At 71.6% G+C, this 26,631-nt stretch carries 30 protein-coding genes; 20 read left to right on the plus strand and 10 right to left on the minus strand.

The annotated features are described in order from the left end of the window. Positions 1-94 precede the first annotated feature (94 nt). Together AB0G28_RS01130 and AB0G28_RS01135 are read left to right on the plus strand one after the other, a co-directional pair. A complete protein-coding gene (locus tag AB0G28_RS01130) occupies positions 95-529 on the plus strand; it encodes an SRPBCC family protein (RefSeq protein WP_361081719.1) in 435 nt (144 codons plus the stop codon). Positions 530-680: 151 nt separating this feature from the next. Beyond that, positions 681-1,688, plus strand: coding sequence for an NADP-dependent oxidoreductase (locus AB0G28_RS01135; protein ID WP_361081721.1), 1,008 nt, complete (start codon positions 681-683; stop codon positions 1,686-1,688). On the opposite strand, the gene AB0G28_RS01140 is transcribed toward AB0G28_RS01135, so the two are convergent. Genes AB0G28_RS01140 through AB0G28_RS01150 form a run of 3 tightly spaced genes read right to left on the minus strand, consistent with a single transcriptional unit; the run spans position 1,685 to position 3,536 of the window. Beyond that, positions 1,685-2,308, minus strand: coding sequence for an HAD family hydrolase (locus AB0G28_RS01140; protein ID WP_361081722.1), 624 nt, complete (start codon positions 2,306-2,308; stop codon positions 1,685-1,687). The genes AB0G28_RS01135 and AB0G28_RS01140 overlap by 4 nt on opposite strands. Positions 2,309-2,312: 4 nt before the next feature. Further along, positions 2,313-2,927: a pyridoxamine 5'-phosphate oxidase family protein gene (locus tag AB0G28_RS01145; protein ID WP_361081724.1), complete on the minus strand. Its 615-nt coding sequence runs from the start codon at positions 2,925-2,927 to the stop codon at positions 2,313-2,315. 9 nt (positions 2,928-2,936) lie between these two features. Further along, the gene (locus AB0G28_RS01150; RefSeq protein WP_361081726.1) at positions 2,937-3,536 is read right to left on the minus strand and encodes a TetR/AcrR family transcriptional regulator; all 600 of its coding nucleotides are present in this window, start codon (positions 3,534-3,536) and stop codon (positions 2,937-2,939) included. 101 nt (positions 3,537-3,637) lie between these two features. Between AB0G28_RS01150 and AB0G28_RS01155 the strand changes: the two genes are divergently transcribed. Continuing rightward, a complete protein-coding gene (locus AB0G28_RS01155) occupies positions 3,638-4,687 on the plus strand; it encodes an NAD(P)-dependent alcohol dehydrogenase (protein ID WP_361081728.1) in 1,050 nt (349 codons plus the stop codon). Between the two features lie 22 nt (positions 4,688-4,709). On the opposite strand, the gene purU is transcribed toward AB0G28_RS01155, so the two are convergent. The 5 genes from purU to AB0G28_RS01180 all read right to left on the minus strand — a co-directional run bounded on the left by purU (position 4,710) and on the right by AB0G28_RS01180 (position 8,181). Beyond that, positions 4,710-5,576: a formyltetrahydrofolate deformylase gene (gene purU / locus AB0G28_RS01160; protein WP_361081732.1), complete on the minus strand. Its 867-nt coding sequence runs from the start codon at positions 5,574-5,576 to the stop codon at positions 4,710-4,712. Between the two features lie 23 nt (positions 5,577-5,599). After that, positions 5,600-6,169: a maleylpyruvate isomerase family mycothiol-dependent enzyme gene (locus AB0G28_RS01165; protein ID WP_361081734.1), complete on the minus strand. Its 570-nt coding sequence runs from the start codon at positions 6,167-6,169 to the stop codon at positions 5,600-5,602. After that, positions 6,066-6,767 carry a VTT domain-containing protein gene (locus tag AB0G28_RS01170; RefSeq protein WP_361081736.1) on the minus strand — a complete coding sequence of 234 codons (702 nt, stop codon included), beginning with the start codon at positions 6,765-6,767 and terminating at the stop codon, positions 6,066-6,068. The genes AB0G28_RS01165 and AB0G28_RS01170 overlap by 104 nt, the downstream gene beginning before the upstream one ends. Before the next feature lie 128 nt (positions 6,768-6,895). Then, positions 6,896-7,696 (minus strand): class I SAM-dependent methyltransferase, encoded by an 801-nt coding sequence (locus AB0G28_RS01175; RefSeq protein ID WP_361081738.1) that lies wholly within the window; start codon positions 7,694-7,696, stop codon positions 6,896-6,898. After that, positions 7,675-8,181: a DUF2505 domain-containing protein gene (locus AB0G28_RS01180; protein WP_361081740.1), complete on the minus strand. Its 507-nt coding sequence runs from the start codon at positions 8,179-8,181 to the stop codon at positions 7,675-7,677. Before AB0G28_RS01180 ends, AB0G28_RS01175 begins: the two co-directional genes overlap by 22 nt. 24 nt (positions 8,182-8,205) lie before the next feature. Between AB0G28_RS01180 and AB0G28_RS01185 the strand changes: the two genes are divergently transcribed. The 7 genes from AB0G28_RS01185 to AB0G28_RS01215 all read left to right on the plus strand — a co-directional run bounded on the left by AB0G28_RS01185 (position 8,206) and on the right by AB0G28_RS01215 (position 15,371). Beyond that, the gene (locus AB0G28_RS01185) at positions 8,206-9,270 is read left to right on the plus strand and encodes a UDP-N-acetylmuramate dehydrogenase (RefSeq protein ID WP_361081742.1); all 1,065 of its coding nucleotides are present in this window, start codon (positions 8,206-8,208) and stop codon (positions 9,268-9,270) included. 148 nt (positions 9,271-9,418) lie between these two features. Then, positions 9,419-10,594: an Ig-like domain-containing protein gene (locus tag AB0G28_RS01190; protein WP_361081743.1), complete on the plus strand. Its 1,176-nt coding sequence runs from the start codon at positions 9,419-9,421 to the stop codon at positions 10,592-10,594. Positions 10,595-10,597: 3 nt separating this feature from the next. Beyond that, positions 10,598-11,413: an alpha/beta hydrolase gene (locus tag AB0G28_RS01195; protein ID WP_361081745.1), complete on the plus strand. Its 816-nt coding sequence runs from the start codon at positions 10,598-10,600 to the stop codon at positions 11,411-11,413. Between the two features lie 22 nt (positions 11,414-11,435). After that, positions 11,436-12,740, plus strand: coding sequence for a D-inositol-3-phosphate glycosyltransferase (gene mshA / locus AB0G28_RS01200; protein ID WP_361081746.1), 1,305 nt, complete (start codon positions 11,436-11,438; stop codon positions 12,738-12,740). Continuing rightward, positions 12,737-13,249, plus strand: coding sequence for a YbjN domain-containing protein (locus tag AB0G28_RS01205; protein ID WP_361081747.1), 513 nt, complete (start codon positions 12,737-12,739; stop codon positions 13,247-13,249). Before mshA ends, AB0G28_RS01205 begins: the two co-directional genes overlap by 4 nt. Positions 13,250-13,319: 70 nt before the next feature. Next, positions 13,320-14,189, plus strand: a complete 870-nt coding sequence (locus tag AB0G28_RS01210) for a DUF4349 domain-containing protein (protein WP_361081749.1) — start codon at positions 13,320-13,322, stop codon at positions 14,187-14,189. A 432-nt stretch (positions 14,190-14,621) separates the two neighbouring features. Then, a complete protein-coding gene (locus tag AB0G28_RS01215) occupies positions 14,622-15,371 on the plus strand; it encodes a phosphoglyceromutase (RefSeq protein ID WP_361081751.1) in 750 nt (249 codons plus the stop codon). Between the two features lie 64 nt (positions 15,372-15,435). Here the strand turns inward: AB0G28_RS01215 and AB0G28_RS01220 are convergent, their stop codons facing one another. Both AB0G28_RS01220 and AB0G28_RS01225 read right to left on the minus strand, forming a co-directional pair. Continuing rightward, the gene (locus tag AB0G28_RS01220; RefSeq protein WP_361081753.1) at positions 15,436-16,308 is read right to left on the minus strand and encodes a hypothetical protein; all 873 of its coding nucleotides are present in this window, start codon (positions 16,306-16,308) and stop codon (positions 15,436-15,438) included. Beyond that, positions 16,305-16,943, minus strand: coding sequence for a DNA-binding response regulator (locus AB0G28_RS01225; protein ID WP_361081755.1), 639 nt, complete (start codon positions 16,941-16,943; stop codon positions 16,305-16,307). The genes AB0G28_RS01220 and AB0G28_RS01225 overlap by 4 nt, the downstream gene beginning before the upstream one ends. A gap of 67 nt (positions 16,944-17,010) precedes the next feature. On the opposite strand from AB0G28_RS01225, the gene AB0G28_RS01230 reads away from it, so the two are divergent. The 10 genes from AB0G28_RS01230 to AB0G28_RS01275 all read left to right on the plus strand — a co-directional run bounded on the left by AB0G28_RS01230 (position 17,011) and on the right by AB0G28_RS01275 (position 26,599). Further along, on the plus strand, positions 17,011-17,880 hold the full coding sequence (locus AB0G28_RS01230) for an oxidoreductase (RefSeq protein WP_361081756.1): 870 nt from the start codon (positions 17,011-17,013) through the stop codon (positions 17,878-17,880). Between the two features lie 145 nt (positions 17,881-18,025). Then, the gene (locus AB0G28_RS01235) at positions 18,026-19,267 is read left to right on the plus strand and encodes an ATP-binding protein (protein WP_361081758.1); all 1,242 of its coding nucleotides are present in this window, start codon (positions 18,026-18,028) and stop codon (positions 19,265-19,267) included. Continuing rightward, positions 19,264-19,953, plus strand: a complete 690-nt coding sequence (locus AB0G28_RS01240) for a response regulator transcription factor (protein WP_091303839.1) — start codon at positions 19,264-19,266, stop codon at positions 19,951-19,953. Before AB0G28_RS01235 ends, AB0G28_RS01240 begins: the two co-directional genes overlap by 4 nt. 172 nt (positions 19,954-20,125) lie before the next feature. Beyond that, on the plus strand, positions 20,126-21,109 hold the full coding sequence (locus AB0G28_RS01245; protein ID WP_361081760.1) for a Ppx/GppA phosphatase family protein: 984 nt from the start codon (positions 20,126-20,128) through the stop codon (positions 21,107-21,109). Positions 21,110-21,266: 157 nt separating this feature from the next. Then, positions 21,267-22,982 (plus strand): hypothetical protein, encoded by a 1,716-nt coding sequence (locus AB0G28_RS01250; protein WP_361081762.1) that lies wholly within the window; start codon positions 21,267-21,269, stop codon positions 22,980-22,982. Positions 22,983-23,112: 130 nt separating this feature from the next. Continuing rightward, positions 23,113-23,925 carry a sugar phosphate isomerase/epimerase family protein gene (locus AB0G28_RS01255; RefSeq protein WP_361081764.1) on the plus strand — a complete coding sequence of 271 codons (813 nt, stop codon included), beginning with the start codon at positions 23,113-23,115 and terminating at the stop codon, positions 23,923-23,925. Between the two features lie 144 nt (positions 23,926-24,069). Further along, positions 24,070-24,888 carry a thioesterase family protein gene (locus AB0G28_RS01260; RefSeq protein WP_361081766.1) on the plus strand — a complete coding sequence of 273 codons (819 nt, stop codon included), beginning with the start codon at positions 24,070-24,072 and terminating at the stop codon, positions 24,886-24,888. Between the two features lie 232 nt (positions 24,889-25,120). Next, a complete protein-coding gene (proC, locus tag AB0G28_RS01265) occupies positions 25,121-25,933 on the plus strand; it encodes a pyrroline-5-carboxylate reductase (protein WP_361081768.1) in 813 nt (270 codons plus the stop codon). 193 nt (positions 25,934-26,126) lie between these two features. Continuing rightward, positions 26,127-26,342, plus strand: a complete 216-nt coding sequence (locus tag AB0G28_RS01270) for a helix-turn-helix domain-containing protein (protein WP_013222402.1) — start codon at positions 26,127-26,129, stop codon at positions 26,340-26,342. Between the two features lie 155 nt (positions 26,343-26,497). Next, positions 26,498-26,599 (plus strand): AURKAIP1/COX24 domain-containing protein, encoded by a 102-nt coding sequence (locus AB0G28_RS01275; protein WP_007030867.1) that lies wholly within the window; start codon positions 26,498-26,500, stop codon positions 26,597-26,599. Positions 26,600-26,631 lie beyond the last annotated feature (32 nt).

Here is a 26,631-nt window from a genome sequence, read left to right on the forward strand (position 1 = left end):
CGCTCACTATCTGGGACGTCCGAGGGCGCCCGCCGCGGGTGCGCCGCGCGGTGAAATCGTGGACCCTGATCCGTACCCCGGGAGAAGGAGTGAAATGGGAAAGGTCACGGCCACCGCGGAGCGCACGATCGACGCCCCGGCCGACAAGGTCCGCGCGCTCGTCGCCGACTACGCCGAAACGCGCCCGAAGCTGCTCACCGAGCACTACCGCGACTACCAGGTGACCGAGGGCGGCGTCGGGGCCGGGACCAAGGCGAGCTGGAAGCTGCAGGCGACGTCCAAGCGCGTCCGCGACGTGGCGGCGACCATCACCGAGCCGCGCCCGGGAACGCTGGTCGAGACCGACGCGAACTCCAGCATGGTCACCACGTGGACGGTCACCGAAGCGGGTGAACGCAGCGTGGTGAAGATCGAGACCTCGTGGGACGGTGCCGGTGGCATCGGCGGCTTCTTCGAGAAGACCTTCGCGCCCGGCGGGCTCAAGAAGATCTACGACGGCGTGCTCGCGAAGCTCGCCGAAATTGTGTGAGCGACGCGAAGCGTCTCCGTTGAGGGTGGTGGAGGGGAGGACGGTTGGGGGTGTAGCGCGTCACAATCGGAATCTGCGCCCCGGTTAGCTGGTTACATCGGGTGGAATCCGGGGCGCCTGCCCCGCTTCGAGACTTGGAGGAGATTCGACGATGAGCACGGCGACCGAAATCCGGCTGGCTTCGCGTCCGGAAGGTGTCCCCACGCACGACAACTTCGAGATCGTCGACACCGAGGTGCCGTCGCCGGGCGAGAACCAGATCCTGGTGCGCAACCTGATCATGAGCGTCGACCCCGCGATGCGCGGCCGCATGAAGGACGTCAAGTCCTACGCGCCGCCGTTCCAGGTCGGCGAGGTCATGTCCGGCGGGGCGGTCGGCGAGGTCGTCGAGTCGAACGTCGACGACGTCAAGGTGGGTGACCACGTCCTGCACCAGGCCGGCTGGCGCACCCACGCCGTGCTCGACGCGGGCCGGTACGTCAAGGTCGACGGGGCCGCGGCGCCGCTGTCGACGTACCTCGGCGTGCTCGGCATGCCGGGCCTGACCGCGTACTCGGGCCTGCTGGAGTCGGCCGAGTTCAAGCCGGGCGACACGGTGTTCGTCTCGGGTGCGGCCGGTGCCGTCGGCTCGCTGGTCGGGCAGCTCGCGAAGCTGAAGGGCGCCAAGCGCGTCATCGGCTCGGCCGGCTCGGCGGAGAAGGTCCGCCACCTGATCGACGACCTCGGCTTCGACGCCGCCTTCAACTACAAGGACGGCTCGGTCGCCGAGCAGCTGCACAAGGCGGCGCCGGAAGGCATCGACGTCTACTTCGACAACGTCGGCGGCGAGCACCTGGAAGCGGCCATCGACGCCATCACCGTGCACGGCCGGATCGCCATCTGCGGGATGATCTCCACGTACAACGCCACCGAGCCGACGCCGGCGCCGCGCAACCTCGCGCAGGTCATCGCCAAGCGGCTCACCATCCGCGGCCTGCTGGTGATCGACCACTGGCACCTGCAGCAGCAGTTCGTCACCGAGGTCGCGCCGCTGGTGAGCTCCGGCCAGATCAAGTACTCCGAGACCTTCGTCGACGGCATCCGCAACGCGCCCGAGGCGTTCCTCGGCCTGCTGTCGGGCGCCAACACCGGCAAGATGCTGGTCCGCATCGCGGACTAGAGCAGTTCGGCCAGCTCCGGCAGGGTCGACGCGGTGTAGGTGGGCGCGGGCGAACCGGGCAGCGGGTGAACGCCGGGACGGGTGAGCAAGGCCGTCTCGAGACCCGCCGCCTGGGCGCCCGCGATGTCCCAGTCGTGCGCCGCGATCATGACCGCCCGCTCGCCGGGGTAGGCGGCCGTGACCTGCCGGTAGGGCTCCGGCGCGGGCTTGAGCCTGCCGACCTGCTCGGCCGAGAAGATCCGGTCGAGCAGCGGGGCCAGCCCGGCGTTCAGCAGCTGGGCTTCGGCGGTGGCGAGCGGCGAGTTCGTCAGCGCGACGACGATGTGGCCGGCCTCCCGGAGCTTCACCAGGCCCGGTTCGACGTCCGGATGGGCCGGGAGGCTGCGCAGGCCCGCGGCGATCGCCCCGAGGTCGGCCTCCCGCCCGTGCCGGGCCGCGACCTCGATCGCGGCGTCGCCGGCGATGCCGGCGAAGTCGCGGTAGCCGCCGGTCGCCGTGACGGTCAGGACCGTGTGGATGGCCAGGCCGAACCACTCGCGCCGCAGCTCGGGGCCGCCGATGGTGGCGTCCAGCGCGGCCAGGTCGAGCAGGGTCTCGTTGACGTCGAAGACGCACAGCATGCGGTCAGTATTGCTGGTTCAGCGCCCGTTCGTTGAGCCGCGCGTCCAGCTCTTCCGCGGAGACCGGCAGCGCCATCTGGTCGCGCATGATCGTGCCCAGCGAAGGCAGGGACGAGCGGTCCGGCCAGGTCGACGGGTCCCACAGCGACGACCGCAGGAACGCCTTCGCGCAGTGCATGTACAGCTCTTCGACCTCGACGACCACCGCGAGTTTCGGCCGCTTCCCCTGCACCACCAGCGAGTCGAAGAACGGCGCCTCCGACACCAGCGTCGCCCGGCCGTTGACCCGCAGCGTCTCGTTCATGCCCGGCACCAGGAACAGCAGCCCCGCGTGCGGGTTGTCGACGATGTTGCGGAAGCTGTCGGCCAGCTTGTTGCCCGGCCGGTCCGCGAGCACCAGCGTCTTCTCGTCGAGCACCAGCACCGAGCCCGCCGGGTCGCCTCGCGGCGAGACGTCACAGCTGCCGTCCGGCGCCGAAGTCGCCAGCAGCACGAACGGCGAGTGCGCGATCAACGTGCGCGCGTGCTCGTCGATCCGGTCGATGACCTTCTGCTGCGTCAGCTCGGCGGCCTCGCCGATCACTTCGCGCAGTGCTTCGTGTGAGTCGATGATCCCCATGTCCCCAAGCTAGCGGGCACCACCGACAATCCGGCCGACGATGGCGGCGCGCGCGGCCTCCTCGGACTTGCGCACCACCAGGTCCGTCGAATACCCGTGCTTCACGAAGACGCCGTCGAGCTGGAACGTGCCGTAGCCGTGGGCCTGGGTGAACAGCTGCTCCATCAGTTCCAGCGCCGTCATCGGGTCCGGGGCGACCGCCAGGCAGCGGAGGACGAACTGGTCGGTCAGCCGCCGGGTCTGCTCGTGCAGCGCGGTGTGCTCCGGGCCGTGGAGACCCTCGGCGTAGATCGCGTTCATCCCGGCCCGGCGCTCGATGACGTAGCGCGTGTACGCGCCCGCCGCCGCGGCCAGGGCGTCCACCGGGTCGTCGTGTTCGCCGGCCGCCGCGGTGACGCGGTCGGCGAGCTGGCAGGCGATGTTGCCGGCCACCTCGGCCAGCAGGCTCTCGCGGGAAGCGAAGTGCCGGTACGGCGCGCCGGGGCTGACCTTCGCCCGCCGGGCGACCTCCGCGACCGAGAAGCCGCCGAGGCCCTGCTCCGCGATCAGGTCGAGGGACACGCGCACGAGTTCGCCGCGGAGGTCGCCGTGGTGGTACTTGCCGCCCATGACCTGGATCACATCTCTCGCTCGAAATATGTAAGACCCCTCTTACGTAGAGATGTAAGAGGCCTCTTACGAGGCAACGGTACTTGAACTTGGAGGGTTCCATGAGCACGACCACGCACGCCATCGCCGCTCCGGCGCCGGGCGCGCCGCTGGCGCCGACCACGATCGAGCGCCGTGACCTGCGTCCCGACGACGTGCTGATCGACATCGCCTACGCCGGCATCTGCCACAGCGACATCCACCAGGCCAAGGAGGACTGGGGCCAGGCGATCTTCCCGATGGTCCCGGGCCACGAGATCGCCGGCGTCGTCGCCGCGGTCGGCTCCGACGTCACGAAGTACCAGGTCGGCGACCGCGTCGGCGTCGGCTGCCTGGTCGACTCCTGCGGCGAGTGCGAATACTGCCTCGCCGGTACCGAGCAGTTCTGTGCCAAGGGCGGCGTCCAGACGTACAACGGCGTTGGCTACGACGGCGAGAACACCTACGGCGGCTACAGCAACCAGATCGTCGTGAAGGACGCCTTCGTCTGCCGCATCCCCGAGGGCATCGACCTCGACGTCGCCGCGCCGCTGCTGTGCGCGGGCATCACCACCTACTCGCCGCTGCACCACTGGGGCGCCGGCCCCGGCAAGAAGGTCGCCGTGATCGGCCTCGGCGGGCTCGGCCACATGGGCGTCAAGATCGCCGCCGCGATGGGCGCCGAGGTGACCGTGCTGAGCCAGAGCCTCAAGAAGCAGGAGGACGGGCTCAAGCTCGGCGCGACGGACTACTACGCCACCAGCGACGAGGCGACGTTCGACGTCCTGCGCGGCAAGTTCGACATCATCCTCAACACCGTGTCGGCCAAGCTGCCGATCGACGCCTACCTGAGCCTGCTCAAGGTCGGCGGCGCGATGGTGAACGTCGGCGCGCCCGGCGAGCCGCTGGCCTACAACGCGTTCTCGCTGATCGGCGGCAACAAGGTGCTCGCCGGCTCGATGATCGGCGGCATCGCCGAGACCCAGGAGATGCTGGACTTCTGTGCGAAGCACGGCATCGGCGCGGAGATCGAGACCATCTCGGCGGACAAGGTCAACGAGGCCTACGAGCGCGTCGAGAACTCCGACGTGCGCTACCGGTTCGTCATCGACGCGTCGACGATCGGCGCGTGATTCCCCGGGCACGGCAACCGGATCAGAACACCACGGTCCGGTTGCCGTGCACCAGCACGCGGTTCTCCAGGTGCCACCGGAGACCCCGCGCCAGCGTCACCTTCTCGATGTCCCGGCCCTTGCGGACCATGTCCTCGACCGAGTCGCCGTGGTCGACGCGGATGACGTCCTGCTCGATGATCGGGCCCGCGTCGAGGTCCGCCGTCACGTAGTGGCAGGTCGCGCCGACCAGCTTCACCCCGCGCGTGTGGGCCTGGTGGTACGGCTTCGCGCCGATGAACGACGGCAGGAAGCTGTGGTGGATGTTGATCGCCCGGCCCGCCCACTCGCGGCACAGGTCCGCGGGCAGGATCTGCATGAACCGGGCCAGCACCACCGCGTGCGGGTCGTGCTCGTCGACCAGCTTGCGCACCTGCTCGAACGCCGCTGCCTTGTCCCCGGCCGGGAACGGCACGTGGTGGAACGGGATGCCGTGCGCGCGGGTGATGTCGGCCAGCGAGTCGTGGTTGCCGATCACCGCGGCGATGTCGACGTCCAGCTCGCCGGAGGCGACGCGGCCGAGCAGGTCGTAGAGGCAGTGCCCGGCCTTCGAGACGAGGATCACCGCGCGGCGCCGCTCGCCGGTGTCGCTGACCTGCCAGCTCGACTCGGCGGACAGGTCCGCGGCCACCTCGCCGAAGCGGACGCGCAGCTCGGCGGCGTCGAAGGGCAGCGAGTCGGCCCGGACGACCTGGCGGGTGAAGAACCACCCCGTGTCCGGGTCGGTGTGGTATGCCGCTTCGACGATCCAACCGCCGTGCTCGGCGAGGAACCCGGAGATCCGGGCGATGATGCCGGTGCGGTCGGGGCAGCCGAAGGTGATGACGTAGCGGCGTTCGGGAGCGGTCACCCCGGCATTGTCCCTTGCGCTGGTCAGACGGCCGGGAGCCGGTCCCCGCTGATCGACGCCCGGTGCGGGCGGCCCCACAGCGCCCGGTAGACGTCGTCGGCGTCGCCGGTCACCTCGGTCCCCGGGGTGCCGATCGTCCACGTCCGCTCCGGCGTCGTGACCCGCACGCCGATGGCGAAGCCGCGGCGCGGGACGACGAAGGTCAGGAACTCGTCGATGCCGTCGTTGGCGAACTCGGAGGAGAAGCGGGTCCGCGCCGGGTCCGGGAGGGCGGATTCGGCATCGAGGCGGTGGATCGCGGTTTCGTGCGCCATCCGGCGGGTCCAGGGCGTGTCCGGGTTGCGCGCCAGTGCTTCGCGCAGAGCCAAGCGCCGGCCGTCCCACCACCCGAGGACGTCTTCCCAGTCCGGCGGCGGCTCGGGGCGCGGCGGCCGGTCCATCGCCAGGCTGGTGATGGTGTCGTGCACGAGCGCGATGTGCGTCACCAGGTCATGGACAGTCCATTTCGGACAGTTCGGCACCGGAGCCTGGGGCCCGGCCGTCAGCGCCGCTCGCTTGAGCCCGTCCGCGTGGACGTCGATCGCTTCGAGCATGGGCCGACCGTAGCCGCCGCCCGGCCTCGATGGCGAACACCAATCCCAAGCCCAGGCTGAAGGACAGCAGCAGGCCCTTGACCGGCTCATCCGCGAAGGCGGCCCCGCCGGCGAGGCCGATCAGGACGCTGTACACGGCCCAGATCGCCGCGCCGGCGGCGTCGAGCAGCACGAACCGGGCCGGCGGGTAGCCGAGGCTGCCGTTGGCGAGGGCACTGGCGACCCGGCCGCCCGGCAGGTAGCGGGCGGCGACGATCAGCAGCCCGCCGTTGCGGCGCACCTGGTCACGCGCCCATTCGTAGCGACGGCGTCCGTCGGGCCCGCGCTGCAGCCGCGCGATCGCCCGCGGCCCCGCGTACCGGCCGACGGCGTATCCGAGGCAGTCGCCCGCCCACGCGCCCGCCGCGGCGACGGCGGCGAGCAGGGTGAGCTGCGCGAGATCGGGTCCGAGCAGGACGGCGACGGTGACGACGGTGGTCTCGCTGGGCATGAACGGCAGGAGCGCGTCCAGCCCGGCCACGGCGAAGACGGCCAGCCACAGCCACGGCGAGCCCAGCGCGCCGCGCAGCAGCTCGGTCACCTGCCCCAGGAGTTCCACGGCTCAATGGTGATCACCGAAGGTCACCTTCGGGTGACACAGCGGGGGTGGGGCGGTGAACGTCCTGAACGAGTCGTTCATGTCGCCGGACGTCCTGAACGAGTCGTTCAAGACGTCCGGCGCGGCGTTCAGGCCGGGGCGACCGCGGACCAGGGGACCGTCAGCTCACCGAGGCGGATCCGGGACGGCGGTCCCAGCACCGGCCAGCCCCGGGAACCCAGCAGCCGCACCGCTTCCAGCCAGCGGGAACGCACGCCGAACGCCTGGTGCGGCGCCGCCGTCGCCCAGCAGGCATCGAGGGCCGACAACAGCGTGTGGACGCGCTCACCCGGCACGTTCCGGTGGATCAGCGCCTTCGGCAGCCGCTCGGCCACCGTCGACGGCCGGTCCAGCCCCGCCAGCCGCATCGACAACGTCAGCGAGACCGGCCCGGCTCGTGAGACCAGGACCCACGTCGACAGCCGGCCGATCTCGTCGCACGTGCCTTCCACCAGGAGCCCGTGAGCAGGCATCGAATCCAGCATCAGGCCCCACGCGCCCGCGACCTCGTCCTCCGCGTACTGGCGCAGCACGTTGAACGCCCGCACCAGCACCGGCCGCGTCCCGGCCAGCTCGAACCCGCCGCGGCGGAAGTCCAGCCACGGCGGCGACGCGGCCGGCAAAGCAGCGGCGACCCGCTCGGGATCCAGCTCCAGGCCCAGCACGCGGACGTCCGGCCGGACCCGGCGCAACCACCGCGCCAGCTCGACGGTCGTCACCGGGGAAGCGCCGTAGCCGAGGTCGACGACCAGCGGCGAGTCGGCCGCGCGCAGCAGCCGGGAAGTGGCCGGTGCCGCGGCGATCCACCGGTCGACCCGGCGCAGGCGGTTCGGGTTGGTCGTGCCGCGCGTCGGCGCGCCGACCGGGCTCAGGCGGCTCCGGCCAGCCACTTCGCGGTGAATTCGGCTTCGTGCTCCAGCAGCTTGGTGACCTGCTCGGCGATCACGCTCTCCAGCTTCCCGCCGAACAGCGGGATCCGGACCGTCACCTCGCCGCTGATCCGCAGCACGGTCTTGCCGTCGTTGGCCAGCAACGCCGTCCGCGCGGCGATCTCGCCCGGGACGCCGCCGACCTCGACGGTCGCGTTGCCCTGCCGTCCGGTGCCGTCCTTGCTCACGCGCCACGTCTGCGTCCGCGTCACCAGCAGGTCACCCTTGTGCAGCGTCCGGACCGCCTGCGGCAGCTTGTCGGCGCTGATCCCCTGCCGCAGCTCGTACCGCAGGTCCGTGCCGGACACCTCGTACGCCAGCAGGGCCGCGCCGTGGCCGCCGAGCTGCTCCAGGCGCGCCCGCAGCGCCTCTTCGCCGGCGACCGCCGCGTACGTCGCGGCGACGTCGGCGGCGAACTCGGCGCGGTGCTCGATCCGGGATCCCATGAGCCGGACAGTACCGTCAGACGCGTGAACTCCGCCCGAACTCCCGCCCTCCCGAAGCTCTCCGCGTACACGACGCTGCGTCTCGGCGGCCCCGCCCGCCACTTCGTCAGCGCCGTGACCAGCGAAGACCTCGTCGCGGCGGTCCGTGAGGCGGACGCCGCGGGCGAGCCGGTGCTGCTGCTCGGCGGCGGCTCCAACCTGGTGGTCGGCGACGCGGGATTCGACGGCACGCTCGTCGAGGTGGCGAACACCGGCTGGCGCCGCTGTGACGTCGGCGGTGCCGTCGTCGAGGTCGAAGCCGGCCAGAACTGGGACGCGTTCGTCGCCGGCCTGGTCGACGCCGGGCTGGGCGGGCTCGAATGCCTCTCCGGCATCCCGGGCAGCGTCGGGGCGACGCCGATCCAGAACGTCGGCGCGTACGGCTGCGAGGTCGCCGAGTCGATCGTCTCGCTCGAGCTGTACGACCGCGTGACGCGCGAAGTGCGCACGCTCAAGGCCGGCGAACTCGGCTTCGCCTACCGCACCAGCATCCTCAAGGGCACCGACACCGGCGTCGTCCTTTCGGTCCGCTTCGAGGTCCGCGAAGACGGCCTCTCCGCACCGATCCGCTACGCCGAGCTGGCGCGCACGCTCGGCGTCGAGATCGGCGCGCGCGTCCCGGCCGCCGAAGCGCGCGAAGCGGTGCTCAAGCTGCGTCGCGGCAAGGGCATGGTGCTCGACCCGGACGACCACGACACGTGGAGCGCGGGCTCGTTCTTCACCAACCCGATCGTGCCGAGCGCCGAGGCCGAAGCGGTCCTCGAGCGGATCACGGCGGCCGTCGCCGCGGAGGTACCGCAGTACCCGGCCGACGGCGGCATCAAGCTGTCCGCGGCCTGGCTGATCGAGCGCGCCGGCTTCGCCAAGGGCCACCCCGGGCCGGGGGGCCGCGTCTCGCTGTCGACCAAGCACACCCTCGCGCTGACCAACCGCGGCGACGCGACGACGGAGGATCTCCTCGCTCTCGCGCGCGAGGTCCGCGACGGCGTGGAGGAGCGCTTCGGCGTCCGGCTGCACCCCGAACCGCTGCTGATCAACTGCGTGATTTGAGCCGAACCGGGCAACCCGGACGTGTAAAGGACGTCTTGTCGACATAAGGCGTCGCCACCTGATCGGATGACCGGGCGGTAACGCTCGCTGCGTCGCCGGCGCTAAAGGCGTGTGCCCGCTGGTCGCGGGGGGATTTCGGGAGGTATCGGTGATCGAACGGCGGACGGTCTTCAAGGCTGCGCTCGCGGCCGGGGCCGCACTGGTCGCCGCGGCGTGTTCGAGCGAGAACGGCGGCACGGCGCTGCCGACCGGCGCGGCGAACGCCGATGGCGAGGGTGGCGCCCAGCCCGTGGCGAAGATCACAGCCGAGCCCGCCGCCGAGGCCAAGGACGTCTCCGTCCTCAAGCCCGTCGTGCTCAAGGTCGCCGACGGCAAGCTCACCGAGTGCAAGGTCACCGCCGGCGGCAAGGAGCTCAAGGGCGACACCGCGCCGGACGGCCTCACCTGGACCAGCTCCGAACCGCTCGGCTACGGCAAGACCTACACCTACGCGGCCAAGGCCACCGGCAACGACGGCAAGCCGGTCGAGTTCAAGGGCAGCTTCACCACGATCAACCCGGCCACGCAGGTTCGCGCCACGCTCAACCCGTCCGACAACCAGACGGTCGGCGTGGCCATGCCGATCAGCGTCAAGTTCGCGGCGCCGGTCAAGGACCGCAAGGCGGTCGAGAAGGCCCTGTCCGTGAAGACGGACAAGAAGATCGAGGGCGCGTGGGGCTGGCTCTCCGACAAGCAGGTCGACTACCGGCCGAAGGAGTACTGGCCGGAGAACATCACCGTGAACGTCGAGGCGAAGCTGTACGGCGTCGAGCTGGGCGGTGGCGCGTACGGCAAGGCCGACGTCACGACGAAGTTCAAGATCGGCCGCAACCAGGTGGTCAAGGTCAACACCCCGGACCACCAGATGCGCGTCTACCGCAACGGTGCCCAGGTCAAGAGCTACCCGTGCGCGAACGGGCTGGACGCCGAAGTCGACCGCAACACCCCGAACGGCACCTACATGATCATGACCAAGGAGCCGACGGCGGTGTTCGACAACGCCCGCTACGGCTACACGAACATCAACAAGAAGTGGGCCTGCCGGTTCTCCAACCACGGCGAGTACATCCACGAGAACCAGGACAACGCGGCCCACATCGGGCGGGACAACAACTCCCACGGCTGCGTCAACCTCCTCGAGGCCGACGCCAAGGACTACTTCGACTCCGCGCTGATCGGCGACCCGGTCGAGATCACCGGCTCCAAGCTGAGCCCGCCGATGGCCTCGGACGTCAAGGACTGGAACTACGACTGGAAGACCTGGCAGTCGCTGGGCGCCAAGTAACCCGTGCGCACGGAAGTCGCCGGGCACGGCGGGGTCCGGCTCGGCCTGCGAGTCGAGGGTGCCGCGAACACCAGGCCGATCGTGTTCGTGCACGGCTGGGCGCAGTCGTCCGGCTGCTGGGCCGCGCAGCTGGCCGACCCCGCCCTCACCGAGCGGTTCCGCCTGGTCGCGATGGACCTGCGGGGCCACGGCGCCTCCGACGTCCCGGCCTCCGGGTATGACGATCCTCACGTCTGGGCCGACGACCTCGCCGCGGTGCTCGACTTCGCCGGCCCCGACGCCGTCGTCGTCGCGTGGTCCTACGGCGGCCTGGTGCTCGTCGACCACATCCGCGTGCACGGCACCGCACGGCTGAGCGGTCTGGTGCTCGTCGGCGCCATCACCGAGATCGGCCGCGAACGGTCGGGCGGCCGGGTCGGCCCGTTGATGCGGGAGCACATGCGGGCGATGCTTTCGGACGATCCGGACATCGCGGTCCCGGCGTTCACCGCGTTCACCCGCGGGATGGCCGCCGGCCCGGTGCCCGGAGCGCAGGCGCAAGCCATGCTCGGCGCTTCTCTCAGCGTGCCGCCCGCGGTCCGCGCGGCGCTGTTCCGCCGGGACATCGGCAGCGAAGACGTGCTGGTCAGGATCGACAAACCGGCCCTGGTCGTGCACGGCACGGCCGACCGTGTGATCGAGCCCTCGGCGGCCGAGCACGCCCTCGGGAAGATTCCGGGTGCCCGCGCGCGTTGGGTCGTTGATGGGGGGCACGCGCCCTTCGCCGAGTCCGCGGCCGAGTTCGACGCGGTGCTGCGGCAGTTCGCCGAGGAATGCTGACGTACGCAGGAGACGTGACCAGGTGACCAGCTCTCACCGGGGGTTCCGGGTTGTGCCGCGCCGGATCGCGGTGCTGTCCGTGCACACCTCGCCACTCGAACAGCCCGGCACCGGCGACGCCGGCGGGCTGAACGTCTACGTCAGCCAGACGGCGACCGAAATGGCCCGCCGCGGCGTCGAGGTCGAAGTGTTCACCCGAGCGACGGCGTCCGACCAGCCGCCGGTGGCCGAACTGGCGCCCGGGGTGACCGTGCGGCACGTCCAGGCCGGCCCCTTCGAGCCGCTGAGCCGCGACGAGCTGCCCGCCCAGCTGTGCGCGTTCACCTCCGGCGTGCTGCGGACCGAGGCCTTCCACGAGCCCGGCCACTACGACCTCATCCACTCGCACTACTGGCTGTCGGGCCAGGTCGGCTGGCTCGCCCGCGACCGGTGGTCCGTGCCGCTGGTGCACACCGCGCACACCCTGGCCAAGGTGAAGAACGCCGCGCTCGCCGAGGGCGACAAGCCCGAGCCGCGCACCCGCGTGATCGGCGAGGAGCAGGTGGTCGCGGAGGCCGACAAGCTGGTCGCCAACACCGCGGTCGAGGCCCGCCAGCTCATCGAGCTCTACGACGCCGAGCCGCACGCGGTGCACGCCGTCCCGCCGGGCGTCGACCTCGAACGCTTCACGCCGGGGTCCAAGGCGGCCGCCCGCGCGGCCCTCGACCTGGCCGACGACGCCGTCGTGCTGGCCTTCGCCGGCCGCATCCAGCCGCTGAAGGCGCCGGACGTGCTGCTGCACGCCGCCGCGGCGCTGCTGCGACGCCGTCCCGAGCTGGCGCCGAAGCTGGTCGTGCTGATCGTCGGCGGGCCGTCCGGCACGGGGCTGGAACAGCCGCAGGCCCTGCGCGAGCTGGCCGTGTCCCTCGGCATCGAGCCGCAGGTGGAGTTCCTGCCGCCCCAGCCGGGTGAGGCGCTCGCCCGCGTCTTCCGCGCGGCCGACGTCGTCGCCGTGCCGAGCTACAACGAGTCGTTCGGCCTGGTCGCGCTGGAGGCCCAGGCCTGCGGGACGCCGGTGGTCGCGGCCGAGGTCGGCGGGCTGCCGGTGGCGGTGCCGCACGGCGTCTCCGGCCTCCTGGTCCCCGGCCACGGCGCCGAGGAGTGGGCGGACGCGCTCGCCGCGGTCGCGCTGCGCCCGGACCGGCGGGCCGAGCTGGGCGCGAACGCCGTCGTGCACGCGCGGCGGTTCTCCTGGCGCCGCACCACCGACGCGCTGCTCGACATCTATGCTCAGGCCACCAGCGCCTTCCGGAACGCGCTGGACCTGCGCGCGGAGGTGGCGGTGTGAGCCTGGACGAGCTGATCCAGTCTACTTTGGACTCCGCGGAGCTGAAGTACGACAAGCGCGGGCCGGGCAAGTACTTCGTCACGCTGCCGGGGACGAAGAAGCTGCAGACGAACGCGTGGCTCGTCGACGGCGACCACGCCTTTTCGGTGGAAGCCTTCGTCTGCCGCCGCCCCGACGAGTCCCATGAGGACGTTTACCGATTCCTGTTGCAGCGCAATGCGAAGCTCTACGGCGTCCACTACACAGTGGACAGTCTGGGTGACATCTACCTGGTCGGCCGGTTCGGCAAGGACACGATGACCGCCGACGAGCTCGACAAGGTGCTCGGCCAGGTGCTCGAAGCGGCCGACGGCGACTTCAACGCCCTGCTGGAGATCGGCTTCGCGACGTCGATCAAGCGCGAGTGGGACTGGCGCGTCTCCCGCGGTGAATCCCTGGCCAACCTCCAGGCGTTCAAGCACCTCGTCGCGCCCGCGAAGCCGCACGAACCGGGCTTGACCGAGTCGTGACCCAAGCCGTGCAACGGCCCTGAACCGGACATCCGTCTCCCCGTCAGTCGAAACTGGAGGGAGACGCAGGATGCGGACTCGATGGAGAGCCGGGCTCGCGGCCGCGGCCGTGGCGTTCGCGCTGGCCGGCTGTTCGGCGGGCGAAAACGGGGCATCGTCCACGGCGGACAGTGCGGGCATCGCGCCCGCGGTGCCGCAGCAGGGCGCCGGCAAACCCGGGCAGAACAAGGTGACGCCGCCGCAGCCCGGGGCCACCGACCGCAAGCTTTCGCGCAGCGCCCGGCTCGAGCTGACCGCCACCAAGGTCGTCGACGTCGTCGCGCAGGCGCGCGGGATCGCGCAGGGTGCCGGCGGCTACACCGGGCAGGAGAGCACCGGCGACGAGACGGCGTCGCTCAGCCTCGCCGTGCCCGCCGACAAGCTCGACGGCGTGCTCGACCAGCTTTCGCACCTCGGCAGCAGCCTGGTGAAGCGGGAGCTGAACACCCAGGACGTGACCGAGCAGGTCGTCGACGTCGAAGCGCGCCTGGCGACGCAGCGGGCGTCGGTGGAGCGGATCCGCGCGTTGCTGGCGAGGGCGACTTCGGTGTCGGAGATCGCGTCGGTCGAGAGTGAGCTGACCAGCCGCGAGGCGACGCTCGAATCCCTTGAGCAGCAGCGGAACTCCCTCGCGGGCAGCGTGGCGATGTCGACCGTGGCGATGACCATCCACGGCGTCGCGGCGCCCCCACCGCCAGGCGAAGACCACAGCGGGTTCCTCGGCGGGCTGGCCGGCGGCTGGCAGGCGTTCCTCGTCTTCGGCGAAGGCCTGCTGACGGTGCTGGGGGCGATCGCGCCGTTCCTGCTGTTCGTCGTGCCGCTGGGCTGGCTCGGCTGGTGGCTGCACCGCCGCCGGCGGACGGTGGCGCCGGAGCCGATGCCGGGGGCGAGCGAGGGCTGAGCGGAACAGGCGGGACGGCTCGAGGGAGGGGGGAGTCGCGATCTCGAGCCGCCCCGCTGAAGTTCCCGCCGATCAGGACCCGGTGACGAGGGGGGTGCCAACGGGGCCGGCGGGCCGCGGCTCGGCAGGGGGGAGACGAGCCGCGGTCAAAGCCCGAACCCGGCCGGGGAGTGCGTGGAATCCGGCCGCTCGGGACGTAGCCAACCTGTCAGATACCGGCGGGTAATCACAAGGCTACCGGCTAACCCGTTCGAGTGAATTTCGGAAAGATCGATAACGGTGTGCAGCCCGCGGCGGAGTTTTTGCGCGTGGTTGGCGGCCGAACTTGTCGACGGGTGAGGTGTTACTTCTCAGTAACACACTCTGGGTAAAACAGCGGGTGCGACGGAGGTCACCGGCGGGCGCTGTGGTCCGTTCTGGCAGGCTGTGGCTATGGCCGAGATTGGGACGTTGGTGCTGCTGCGGCACGGGCAGAGCACGTGGAACGCGGAAAACCTGTTCACCGGCTGGGTGGACGTACCGCTTTCGGAGCAGGGCGAGGGCGAAGCCCGCCAGGGCGGTCAGCTGCTGGCCGAAGCCGGCCTGCTGCCGGACGTGGTGCACACATCGCTGCTGCGCCGCGCGATCTCCACCGCGAACATCGCGCTGGACGCCGCCGACCGGCACTGGATCCCGGTGAAGCGCGACTGGCGCCTCAACGAGCGCCACTACGGCGCGCTGCAGGGCAAGAACAAGAAGCAGACCCTCGACGAGTTCGGCGAGGAGCAGTTCATGCTCTGGCGCCGCTCGTACGACACGCCTCCGCCGGCGATCGACCCGAAGGACGAGTGGAGCCAGGCGGGCGACGCCCGCTACGCGAACCTCGGCGACAGCGCGCCGCTGACCGAGTGCCTCAAGGACGTCGTCGAGCGGCTCCTGCCGTACTGGGAATCCGAGATCGTGCCGGACCTGCGCGCGGGCAAGACGGTCCTGGTCGCCGCGCACGGCAACTCGCTACGCGCGCTCGTCAAGCACCTCGACGGGATCTCCGACGCCGACATCGCGGGCCTCAACATCCCGACCGGCATCCCGCTGCGCTACGACCTCACCGAGGACCTGAAGCCGCTGAAGCCGGGCGGCGAGTACCTCGACCCGGAAGCCGCCAAGGAAGCCGCCGCCGCGGTCGCCAACCAGGGCCGCTGACCCCCAAGTCCGTGAAGGCCTCCTTACCGGCTCTTATGGCTGGTAAGGAGGCCTTCACGGCTTTTCACGACACGGTGACCGGGCGGACGGCGGTCGCCTTCCAACCGGCGCCTTCGCGGACGACGTCGAGCTCGGTCGTGAAGGGACGGCTGGTCACCTCGCCCGCCGCGTCGGTGACCTGCAGGTTCGTGAAGAACAGCACGCTCGCCCGGCCGCCGGTGAGCGCGATCACCCCGGCCATCGGGTCCGGGCCGAGCGCGACCTTCGTCCCGCTCTTGCGGATCGCCTCGACGTAGGTCGCCTTCTTCGTGCGGTAGTCGTCCAGCAGCGGCCCGGCCGCGACCGCTTCGGCTCGCGCGTAGCTGCCCTCGGGATCGCCGCTGTCGGTCGTGAACAGCCCGGCGGCCGCCGCGCGGGCGCCCGCCAGCGCCGAGTCGCGCACCCCGCCCGGGCTGCCGTCGTCCGGTTGCGGCGCCGGTCCCGGCTGGGCCGGGTTCACCGCGACGTCGGAGAGCCGCCAGCGCCCGCTCTCCCGGACCGCGGTCAACGCGACCGCGGCCAGGCCCTTCGATGTGCCGTTCACCTGCTCGAGCACGGCCAGGTCCCGGACCCGGTCGCCGGTGAACTCGAGCGCGGCCGCCTGCCGCACCCGCGTGACCAGGCGCACCGGCTGCGCGCTCTTCCGCACCTGCTCGAACAACGTGGTGAGCTGGTCTTTCGCGGCTGCGGTGACGTTGGCCGCGACGGCCTGGTCGAAGGCACCAGCGTTCCCGGAGTCGTAGCTGAACACCGCCTCGGCGGCCACCCTCACCGCGTCGAGGGCCGCGCCGGTCCGGGAGGCGTCGACCAGCGCGAGGTTGCCGCCGACCGGCACGGCCGTGCCGGGGACCGTGCACGCGGACGTCACCAGGACCAAAGCCAGGAGGGCTCGCCTCACAGGAGCCCGGCTTCGCGGGCCCGCGCCCCGGCCTGGAACCGCGAAGACGCGCCGAGCAGCTCCATCAGCTCCGCCACCCGGCGCCGGTAGGTCCGCAGGCTGACGCCGAGCGTGCGGGCCGCCGTCTCGTCCTTGCAGCCGGACGCGAGCTGCTCGAGGATCTCCCGCGCGCCCAGCTCGGTGAACCGGGCCTGGTAGGAGGCCAGGTCGGTGGCGTCGTGCCAGGCCGCCTCGAACAGCGACTGGATGCCCTGGACCAGCGCCGGGCTGCTCACCACGGTGTAGCCGCGGACGCCGCCGACCCGGTCTCCGGCCACGATCGCGATCCGGCGGTCGAGCAGGATCGTCTCGTTGATCTCGCGCTCGGTGATCCGGATCCGGGCGCCGTGGGCGGAAATCCGCCGCAGGTGCTCCGCCAGCGCGGGGTCGAACAGCACACCGGGCAGGTAGATCTTGCGCACGGTCATCCCGCGCACCGACTGCTCGCGCTCGGGCTCGCTCGGGTGCGCGACCGACCACGTGTGCAGGTCGCGAGCCGCGCACGAAATCTCCGTCGCGAACTCGAAGAGGTGCGCTGTCCGCTCGAACAGCTCGGCCTCGCCGCGCACCATGACGACGTCAGTCACCTTCTCCACGCATTCCAGTGTGGCAGCAAGTTGCCAAACGCGGAGGTCAAGCGCGCTCCGCCGGAAGGCTGGAGCCATGACCACGAACACCCTTCCCGCCGCCGCGGCGGGCACCTGGAAGCTCGGCTCCTTCGAAGTCAACCGGCTCGGCTACGGCGCGATGCGCCTGATGTCCACTTCGGACGGTGGCATCCGCGACCGCGAGACGTCGCTGGCCGTGCTCCGCCGGGCCGTCGAGCTCGGCGTGAACCACATCGACACCGCCTCGTTCTACTTCGCCGGCCCGCGGTCGGCGAACGAACTGATCAACAGCGCTCTCTCGCCCTACGAAGACCTGGTCATCACCACCAAGGTCGGCCCGGGCCGCGATTTCGAGGGCACCTTCTTCACGGCACGCCCGGAGCAGCTGCGCGCCCAGGTCGAGGAGAACCTGCGCGAGCTGGGCCTCGACCACCTCGACGTCGTCAACTACCGGATCGGCCAGGCCCTCGACCGCGGGGAGGGCTCGCTCGCCGAGGGCTTCGGCGCGCTCGCGGAGCTGCGGGAACAGGGCCTGATCCGTGAGCTGGGCATCTCCAACGTCGGCCCGGAGCACCTCACCGAGGCCCTCGCGATCGCGCCGGTCGTCTGCGTCCAGAACCAGTACGGCCTCACCGCGCGCCGCGAGGACGACGAGCTCGTCCGGATGTGCGCCGAGCGCGGGATCGCCTTCGTGCCGTTCTTCGCCATGGCGAGCGGCACGGGCGAAGACGCGCGGGTCGCCGAGGTCGCGCGCCGCCACGACGTCACCCCGGCCCAGGTGCGGCTCGCCTGGACCCTCCACCAGGGACCGAACGTGCTCGCCATCCCCGGCACCGGCGACCTCACGCACCTCGAGCAGAACGTCGCCGCGGCGGCGCTGGAGCTGACCGAAGACGACTTGACCACCCTCGACGGGGATGCCTGATTCACCCGGAAGGTCTCGCTCGGGAATCGGCCGGGTGAACGTGGGCTGACACCCCGGCGAACATGTCCTCCCCAGGTGTCGCGGTGCTCACGACAAGGCGGACAACGCTAGGCCGAAAGGCCACATCACCGCTTACGATCGGGCTGTGACCACGCCTGTTTCACTCGCACTGGCCATCGGAGCACTGGTGGCCGGTGCGGTGATCGGTTATCTCGCCGCGCGGGCGCGGACCCGTCGCGAGGTCGCCCGCCCGGCCGGCCCGACCGTCGCGGAGCTCCTCGAACGACTGGTCCGGTCCTCCAACAACGGCGTCGTCGTGCTCAACCGGTTCGGCGACATGGTGCTGCACAACCCGCGCGCCTACGAGCTGGGCCTGGTGAAGGTCAACCAGGCCGACCCGCGGGCCCGCAAGGCGGCCGAGCAGGTCGTCGAAACCGACGAACCGATGGAAATCGACCTTTCGCCGCTCGAAGCGCGCGGCCGCCAGCCGGAGGCGGTGCTGGGCGAGGTCCGGCCCCTCGGCGACGGCTTCACCGTCGTCGAGGCCGTCGACCACTCCGAGGCCATCCGGCTGGAGGCCGTGCGCCGCGACTTCGTCGCCAACGTCAGCCACGAGCTCAAGACCCCGGTGGGCGCGATCGCGCTGCTCACCGAGGCCGTGCTCGACGCGGCCGAGGACGTCGAGGAGGTCCGCCGCTTCGGCGGCAAGATCCTGCGCGAGTCCACCCGGCTCGGCCAGCTCGTCACCGAGCTGATCGCGCTGTCCCGGCTGCAGGGCGCCGAGCGGCTGCCCGACCTCAACGTCGTCGAGGTCGACGCGGTCGTCCGCGAGGCGCTCGGCCGCACCACACTGTCGGCCGAGTCCGCCGACATCCGCATCACCACCGACAACCCGAGCGGCCTGCTCATCGAGGGCGACCGCACGCTGCTGGTCACGGCGCTGTCGAACCTGCTGGAGAACGCCGTCGCGTACTCGCCGGCCGGCAGCCCGGTGTCGATCTCGCGCCGGCTCAACGACGGCGTGGTCGAGATCGCCGTCACCGACCGGGGCATCGGCATCGCCGAGGACGAGCAGCAGCGCGTGTTCGAGCGCTTCTACCGCGCCGACAAGGCCCGCTCGCGCGCCACCGGCGGCACCGGCCTCGGCCTGGCGATCGTCAAGCACGTCGCGGCCAACCACGGCGGCTCGGTCGGGCTGTGGAGCCGTCCCGGCACCGGCTCGACGTTCACGCTGCGGATCCCCGCGCACGTCCGCCCCGACCCGGCGCTCGAGCCGGCTCGCGCGGCCAAGACCTCGCCGGCACCTCGGCAGGAGAAGACCCCCGAGCGCACCCCCAGGCTCGTGGTTACCGGGCAGGACAGCCCAGATCATGGAGGAAACCTGTGACCAGGGTTCTCATCGTCGAGGACGAGGAGTCGTTCGCCGACCCCCTCGCCTTCCTGCTGCGCAAGGAAGGGTTCACCGCGGCCGTGGCCGGCACCGGCCAGGCCGCGCTGGAGGAGTTCGACCGCAACGGCGCCGACATCGTGCTGCTCGACCTGATGCTGCCCGGGATGAGCGGCACCGACGTCTGCAAGCAGCTGCGCCAGCGCTCGGCCGTGCCGGTGATCATGGTGACCGCGCGGGACAGCGAGATCGACAAGGTCGTCGGCCTGGAGCTGGGCGCGGACGACTACGTCACCAAGCCGTACTCGGCTCGTGAGCTGATCGCCCGGGTCCGCGCGGTCCTGCGCCGCGGCGGTGAGCCGGGCTCGGACGGCGAGCTGGCCCCGCTGGTCCTCTCGGCCGGCCCGGTCCGGATGGACGTCGAGCGGCACGTCGTGACCGTCGACGGCGCCGAGGTGTCGCTCCCGCTCAAGGAGTTCGACCTGCTCGAGTACCTGCTCCGCAACGTCGGCCGGGTGCTGACGCGCGGACAGCTGATCGACCGGGTGTGGGGCGCGGACTACGTCGGCGACACCAAGACGCTCGACGTCCACGTGAAGCGGCTCCGCTCGAAGATCGAGCCGGACCCGGGCTCGCCGCGGCACCTGGTGACCGTCCGCGGCCTGGGCTACAAGTTCGAGACGTAAACCCCGGATTGGCCGTGAAGGCCTCCTTCCCGGCTTTATGCGCCGGGAAGGAGGCCTTCACGGCTTTTGGCGGGTTTCCAGGAGCCGCGGAGGCGCGCCGGGGCGGTACCGCACCGAGTGTTGTTGGTTACATGTTCGAGACCTGAGGCTGGGGCCGGTACCCTGGACCCCCGTGCGCCTAGGGGTACTCGACGTCGGTTCCAACACCGTCCACCTGCTCGTGGTCGACGCCCACCGTGGCGCCCACCCGACGCCGATGCATTCCGAAAAGTCCGTGCTGCGGCTGGCCGAGCAGATCACTCCCGGTGGCGAGCTCTCCAAGGCCGGCGCCGACGAGCTGGTGACCGCGGTCCAGTCCGCGAAGGAAGCCGCCGCCCGGCTCGGCTGCGAAGAGGTCATGGCCTTCGCCACGTCCGCGGTTCGCGAAGCGAAGAACTCCGCCAAGGTCCTCGCCCGCGTGGCCGACAAGACCGGCGTCGACCTGCAGGTTCTCTCGGGCACCGACGAAGCCCGGCTCACGTTCCTCGCCGTCCGCCGGTGGTACGGCTGGTCGGCGGGCCAGCTGCTGGTGCTCGACATCGGCGGTGGCTCGCTGGAGATCGCGATGGGCCGCGACGAGGAGCCGGTGCTGGCCGAATCGCTGCCCCTGGGTGCCGGTCGCACCACTCGGACCCGCTTCAAGCACGACCCGCCGACGCGCTCCGAGCTCGTCGCGACGTCGGCGTGGCTGGACGACCAGCTCACCGACCTCGCGCGCAAGGTCACCAAATGGGGTGAACCCGATCGGGTCGTGGCGACGTCGAAGACGTTCCGCTCGCTCGCCCGGCTGACCGGCGCCGCCCCCTCGGCGGCGGGCCCGCGCGTCCGACGTACGCTCACGGACACCGCATTGCGCCAGCTCCTGGCTTTCATTTCGCGGATGTCGTCGGCCGACCTCGCGCACCTCGAGGGCGTCAGCTCGAGCCGATCGCACCAGCTGGTGGCGGGTGCGCTCGTCGCACAGGCCACGATGCGGGCACTCGGTGTGCCGGAACTCGAGATCTGCCCGTGGGCTCTGCGAGAGGGTGTCATCCTGCGGCGGCTGGACCATTCGAATGGCGCGGATGAGACTGGAGCCGCCCTCGTGGGGCGCTTCGGCGCACAGGAGGACCGGTGAAAGCACGCGGCTGGACTTCGCACACGCAGCACGGGCACGGTGGAGAGGTGACGGACATGCAGAGGACGGCGTACAGCGCGCGCTGCGCCACCGAGCTGCCGTCGGGTGCCTCCTCGCGAGGTGCCGAGAACCCGGAGCGCGCAGGGGACTACCAGGTATGACGGACCAGACCGGAGGCGATCAGCCGCAGAAGACCGTGGCTGAGCTGCTCGCCCAGCACGGCGCCCAGGTCGACGGCGGACGCCGTCGCCGCCGGCGCGCGGCCGATGACGACGACGAACCCGCCACCCCGGAAGCCACCGGCACGCACCGGCGTCCGGGCGTGACCGACACCGGCCCCCAGGCGATCATCGACCGGGTGGCCGCCGAGGGCACCCAGCCGCCGTCGGCACCGCCCGCGCGGCCGGCCGGGCGCCGCCGCGCGGAGCCGACGCCCCCGCCGCCCGCGCCCCGCGTGGTCCCGCAGGACTCCCAGCCGCTGCCGCGGCCGGTGCCGCCGCCTCCGGCGCGGCCCGCTCCCGGCGGTGCCGAGTCCGGCCAGTACGCGCGCCCGGAGCCGGGCCAGCGGCCCCGGCCGCCGCAGGAGTCCGGGCAGTTCGCGCGCCCGCAGGAGTCCGCGCCGCTGCCCGTGCCGCCGCGCCCGCAGGAGTCGGCCCAGCTGCCGGTGCCGCCGCGCCCGCAGGAATCGGCCCAGCTGCCCGTGCCGCCGCGCGCCGCGCCGCGCCGCCAGCCGCCGCAGCCGTCCCAGCAGCTGCCCACCCCGCCGCCGCAGCCGTCGCAGCAGCTGCCGACGCCGCCTCCGCCGTCGGCGGAGGACACCCGCGCGGTGCCGCCGGTCCGGCGCCGCCCCGGCCCGCCGCAGCCGTCGCAGCAGCTCCCGACGCCGCCGCAGCCGTCCCAGCAGCTTCCGGTGCCGCCGCCGGGTCCGCCGTCCGGCCCCCTGTCGGCCCGGCTCGACGGCCTCAACGGCACCCCGGACGCGGACATCGACGTGCCGCCGGGCCCGATGGCCAGCGGGTCGTTCGCGACGCCGCCCGCCGCGCCCGGCCGCCCGCGCCGGGCCCCGTCGCGCCGTCCGGAGCCGAAGCGCGAGGACCACACCGAGCAGTTCTCGGCGGTCCCCGACGACGAGCCGCCCGCTCCGCCGATGCCGCCGAAGAAGGGCAAGAAGCCCGCCGAGCCGCCGGAGCCGTCGTCGCCCGCGGGCCTGGCGAACTGGCGCAAGCGGCGCCAGAAGGAGCAGATGGAGGACACCGAGATCGGCGTCATGCCGGCGGTGCCCGCCGACGCCCCGGACGACGGCTACCCCGAGGACGACTTCGAGCCCGACGGCTTCGCCCCGGAGAGCAGCGGCTACCAGGCGGCCTACGACGCGGGCCCGCCGACCGGCGCGTACCCGCCGCCGATGCCGTTCGCGCCGGGCGACCGCGCCTCGCGCGCGCCGATCCCGGACGACCTCGAGCCCTACGAGCGCGAGTTCGCCGACGGCTACCCGCCGGACGGCCCGGACTTCGAGCAGGACGACTACGCCTACGAGCAGGGCGAAGGCTACGAAGACGACGAGTACGACGACGCACCCGAGCCGGCCGCGGAGCCGGCGCCCGCGGCGTCGCCCGGCAAGCAGTGGCTGGCGCTGGCCGGCCAGCTCGCCATGGGTGTCGTCGGCGGCGCCGCCGTCTGGCTCGGCTTCAACTGGCTGTGGGTGAACATCCCGGCCGCCGCGCTGGTCGCGGCGCTGCTGGTGGTCGTCGCACTGGTCTGGATCGTGCGGAAGATCCGCCGCGCCGAAGACCTGCAGACCACGGTCCTGGCGGTGCTGGTCGGCCTGGTGGTGACGGTGTCACCGGCGGCGTTGCTGCTCGTCGGCCGCTGACGCCTGGGCCGGCTTCATCCGACGGCTGTGGCGTCGCGAATGACTCATTCGGGACGCCGGAGGTCGCGAATGAGTCATTCGCGACACTTGCCGGGGAGCCGCGCCGCCCACCCACCGCGGGCGAGGCAGGATGGCGCGCGTGACAGACGAGCAGCCGGTCCCGGTGGGCCTCAGCACGGCGTCGGTGTGGCCCCTGAAGGCGGGGACGGCTTTCGAGCTGGCCGCTCAGCTCGGCTACGACGGCGTCGAGGTGATGGTCTGGGCCGATCCGGTCAGCCAGGACGTCACGGCGTTGCGGCGGTTGTCGCGCCGCACCGGCGTGCCCGTGCTGTCGGTGCACTCGCCGTCGCTGCTCATCACCCAGCGGATCTGGTCGCCCGATCCGGCGGTGCGGCTGCGGATGTCCGTCGACGCCGCGCTCGAACTCGGCGCGCGCACGGTCGTGGTGCACCCGCCGTTCCGCTGGCAACGCCGGTACGGCGACTCCTTCGGTGATCTCGTCGCCGAACTGGAGGAGTCGAGCGGGATCGAAATAGCGGTCGAAAACATGTTCAAGGTCCGGCCACCGGGTGGTTCGAAGAATTCGCGGGTGTCCGCGTTCCGGCCGTCGATCGATCCGACGGACGTCGGGTTCCGCCACTACACGCTCGACCTGTCCCACACAGCGGCAGCCGAGATGGACGCGCTGGCGCTGGCGCAGCGGATGGGGGAGGGCCTCACGCACGTCCATCTGGCCGATGGCACCGGCGTCCCCAAGGACGAACATCTGGTGCCGGGACGGGGTGGCCAGCCCTGCGCGGAACTGCTGGAAAAGCTGGTCAGCAGCGGTTTCGCCGGGCAGATCGTGCTGGAGATCAACACGCGCCACGCCGTCACCGCGGCGCAGCGCGTCCGGGACCTGGCGGAGGCCCTGTTGTTCGCCCGGTTCCACCTCGGGCAATAATCACGCACATTCCGCGGGGGACACGACTACTCCCGAGTACATTTCCGCCGGTCGAACCGTTAAAGTTCGGACCGTGAACCCGTCGCACTCGTTGATCGTCACCTCCCGGAATTCCCGAATCGGCGCGGGCCGTTCGTGAGCGGAATGGACGGCACCGCCGCGTCCTTCGACACGGCGAGTGCGGCGCGGTCGCTGGGGGACGGCACCTTCACCGCGGTGCTGCGTGCGGAGTGGGCCATCGGCTCGCACCCGCACGGGGGCTTCCTCCTGGCCCTGCTGGCCAAGGCGGCGATCGCCGCCCTGCACGAACGCGGGGAGCCGCACGCCGAGCCGCTCGTCGTCAGCGCGGAGTTCCTGCACGCGCCCGCCCTCGGCCCGGTGCTCCTGCGCACCGACGTCCGCAAGGTCGGCCGGCGCGCGACGGTCGTCGAGGTCCGGCTGGAGCAGCGCGGCCGCAGCTGCGTCGAGGCGAGGGTGACGACCGGCCGCCTGCCGATGCGCCGGCCGGAGTGGACGGACGTGCCGTCGATGCCGGCCGAGCCGTCGCCGGGCGCGCTGGCCATGGCCGAGAGCACGGAGGGCCCGTTCAACCTGGCGAAGGGCTGCGAGGTCCGCCTCGACCCGGCGACGGCGGGCTACCTGGCCGGGCGGACGGGGGAGCCGCCGCGGATGCGGCTGTGGGTCCGGCCACGGCACGGCCTGGTGGACCCGTATTTCACGTTGCTGGCCTCCGACGTCAACCCGCCGGTGGTGATGAACCTCGGCCGCATCGGCTGGGCCCCGACGGTGCAGCTGACGGCCCTGCTGCGCACCCGCCCGGCCCCGGGCTGGCTGCGGGTGGTCGTGGAGTCGAGGTCGGTGCACGAGTCGTGGTTCGACTCGGACGCCACGGTGGTCGACTCCCAGGGGCGGCTGGTGTGCCAGTCCCGGCAGCTGGGTCTGGCGCCGGCGCCGGGCGGCTGAGCGCGGTGGGTGGTTCGGCTGCCGGGCTGCGGTGGATCGGTTGGCGGCGGCCGGGGGCTCGCGCCCGGGGTGGTTGAGCCACGCTGGTGGTTCGGCTGCGAAGTCGCGGTGCGGGCTCGCGGGAGCCAGTAGCCGGCGCCCGGTGCTAAGCGCGGTGGGGCCGGCTGCCGGGCGGCCGGGCTCGCTCGCCCCGGCACGGGGTGGCCGAGCCGCGTTTGGCACGCTTGACGCCATGACGGTCATCGCGGTGCTGGGTGCGGGCAAGATCGGCGAGGCGTTGCTCTCGGGGCTGCTGCACGGCGGCCACGAACCGGGCGACCTGCTCTTCACCGAGCGGTACCCGGCGCGCGCCGACGAGCTGACCACGCGGTACGGCGTCCGTGCCGTCGAGGTCGAAGAAGCCGCGAAGCGCGCCGACGTCCTGGTCGTCGCCGTGAAGCCGCAGGACATCGATCCGGTGCTCGACGAGCTGGCGCCGCTGCTCGGGCCGTCGTCGCTCGTCGTGTCGCTGTGCGCGGGCCTGCCCACCTCGCTGTACGAGCGCCGGCTCGCCGAGGGCGTTCCCGTGGTGCGGGTGATGCCGAACACCCCGATGCTGGTCAACGAGGCCATGAGCGCCATCTCCGCGGGCCGCTACGCGACGCGCGAGCACCTCGCGGTCGTGCGGGACCTGCTGTCCCACGTCGGCCAGGTCGTCGAGGTGCCGGAGGGGCAGCAGGACGCCGTCACGGCGCTGTCCGGGTCCGGGCCCGCCTACTTCTTCTACCTGGTCGAGGCCATGATCGACGCCGGGATCCTGCTCGGCCTGCCGCGCACGCTGGCCGGCCAGCTGATCATCCAGTCGGCCGTCGGGGCGGCCAAGATGCTGGCCGAGTCGGAGGAGCACCCGGTGCTGCTGCGCGAGGCCGTGACGTCGCCGGCCGGGACGACCATCAACGCCATCCGCGAGCTGGAGAAACACGGCGTCCGCGCGGCGCTGCTGGCCGCCATCGAAGCCGCCCGGGACCGGTCGGTCGAGCTCGGCAAGGCGCACGACGAAGCCTGATTTCGCCGGAAAGGGCGATTGCCGGGGTCTTGCACACGCCGGTGCTCGTGCGTTAGCGCAGGTAGGGGCCCATCTCGGTGACAGGCGTCGCATTAGTCCCACCAGTCCCGCTACTCTCGATAGAGCACGTGCGTGTCGATACCACAGGTGGGGAAGCCTCGTGGCGCGACACGTGTCGAAGGACGCGGTAAACATGTCGCCGAACAAGAAGGAGGATTTGCCCGCAGTCGGGCAGGTCCAGTTCCTGACGGTCGCCGAAGTGGCCACGCTGATGCGGGTCTCCAAGATGACCGTCTACCGTCTCGTGCACTCGGGTGAGCTGCCCGCCGTCAGGGTCGGGAAGTCCTTCCGGGTGCCGGAGAAAGCAGTGCACGAGTACCTCCAGGGCGCGTATTACGACGTGGGCTGATCCACCCCCGGTCAGCGGGCACGCCGTCCTTCGACGTGCCCGCCGACCGGCCCGCGGAGGGTGACGGGTAACCTGGAAAACCGCTCGTGCCTGTGCGCTCCACCCGTTGGACGCTGCGCCGGGCAGCGTGACCGACGACGACCTAAGGAGCGCCCATGGGCTCTGTGATCAAGAAGCGCCGCAAGCGCATGTCGAAGAAGAAGCACCGCAAGCTGCTGCGCCGCACGCGCGTCCAGCGTCGTAAGGCCGGCAAGTAAGCCTGCTGAGTGTGACCGTGGCCCGTCCAGTC

The sequence above is a fragment of the Amycolatopsis sp. NPDC021455 genome (assembly GCF_040640995.1).
In the GTDB taxonomy this organism is placed as follows: domain Bacteria; phylum Actinomycetota; class Actinomycetes; order Mycobacteriales; family Pseudonocardiaceae; genus Amycolatopsis.

What these genes read in the sequence shown, in the direction of transcription:
- AB0G28_RS01130 (WP_361081719.1), top strand. Translation starts at nt 95, where the DNA reads ATGGGAAAGGTCACGGCCACCGCGGAGCGCACGATCGACGCCCCGGCC.
- AB0G28_RS01135 (WP_361081721.1), top strand. Translation starts at nt 681, where the DNA reads ATGAGCACGGCGACCGAAATCCGGCTGGCTTCGCGTCCGGAAGGTGTC.
- AB0G28_RS01140 (WP_361081722.1), bottom strand. Translation starts at nt 2,308, where the DNA reads ATGCTGTGCGTCTTCGACGTCAACGAGACCCTGCTCGACCTGGCCGCG.
- AB0G28_RS01145 (WP_361081724.1), bottom strand. Translation starts at nt 2,927, where the DNA reads ATGGGGATCATCGACTCACACGAAGCACTGCGCGAAGTGATCGGCGAG.
- AB0G28_RS01150 (WP_361081726.1), bottom strand. Translation starts at nt 3,536, where the DNA reads ATGGGCGGCAAGTACCACCACGGCGACCTCCGCGGCGAACTCGTGCGC.
- AB0G28_RS01155 (WP_361081728.1), top strand. Translation starts at nt 3,638, where the DNA reads ATGAGCACGACCACGCACGCCATCGCCGCTCCGGCGCCGGGCGCGCCG.
- AB0G28_RS01165 (WP_361081734.1), bottom strand. Translation starts at nt 6,169, where the DNA reads ATGCTCGAAGCGATCGACGTCCACGCGGACGGGCTCAAGCGAGCGGCG.
- AB0G28_RS01180 (WP_361081740.1), bottom strand. Translation starts at nt 8,181, where the DNA reads ATGGGATCCCGGATCGAGCACCGCGCCGAGTTCGCCGCCGACGTCGCC.
- AB0G28_RS01210 (WP_361081749.1), top strand. Translation starts at nt 13,320, where the DNA reads ATGCGGACTCGATGGAGAGCCGGGCTCGCGGCCGCGGCCGTGGCGTTC.
- AB0G28_RS01215 (WP_361081751.1), top strand. Translation starts at nt 14,622, where the DNA reads ATGGCCGAGATTGGGACGTTGGTGCTGCTGCGGCACGGGCAGAGCACG.
- AB0G28_RS01230 (WP_361081756.1), top strand. Translation starts at nt 17,011, where the DNA reads ATGACCACGAACACCCTTCCCGCCGCCGCGGCGGGCACCTGGAAGCTC.
- AB0G28_RS01250 (WP_361081762.1), top strand. Translation starts at nt 21,267, where the DNA reads ATGACGGACCAGACCGGAGGCGATCAGCCGCAGAAGACCGTGGCTGAG.
- AB0G28_RS01255 (WP_361081764.1), top strand. Translation starts at nt 23,113, where the DNA reads ATGGCGCGCGTGACAGACGAGCAGCCGGTCCCGGTGGGCCTCAGCACG.
- AB0G28_RS01260 (WP_361081766.1), top strand. Translation starts at nt 24,070, where the DNA reads ATGGACGGCACCGCCGCGTCCTTCGACACGGCGAGTGCGGCGCGGTCG.
- proC (WP_361081768.1), top strand. Translation starts at nt 25,121, where the DNA reads ATGACGGTCATCGCGGTGCTGGGTGCGGGCAAGATCGGCGAGGCGTTG.
- AB0G28_RS01270 (WP_013222402.1), top strand. Translation starts at nt 26,127, where the DNA reads ATGTCGCCGAACAAGAAGGAGGATTTGCCCGCAGTCGGGCAGGTCCAG.
- AB0G28_RS01275 (WP_007030867.1), top strand. Translation starts at nt 26,498, where the DNA reads ATGGGCTCTGTGATCAAGAAGCGCCGCAAGCGCATGTCGAAGAAGAAG.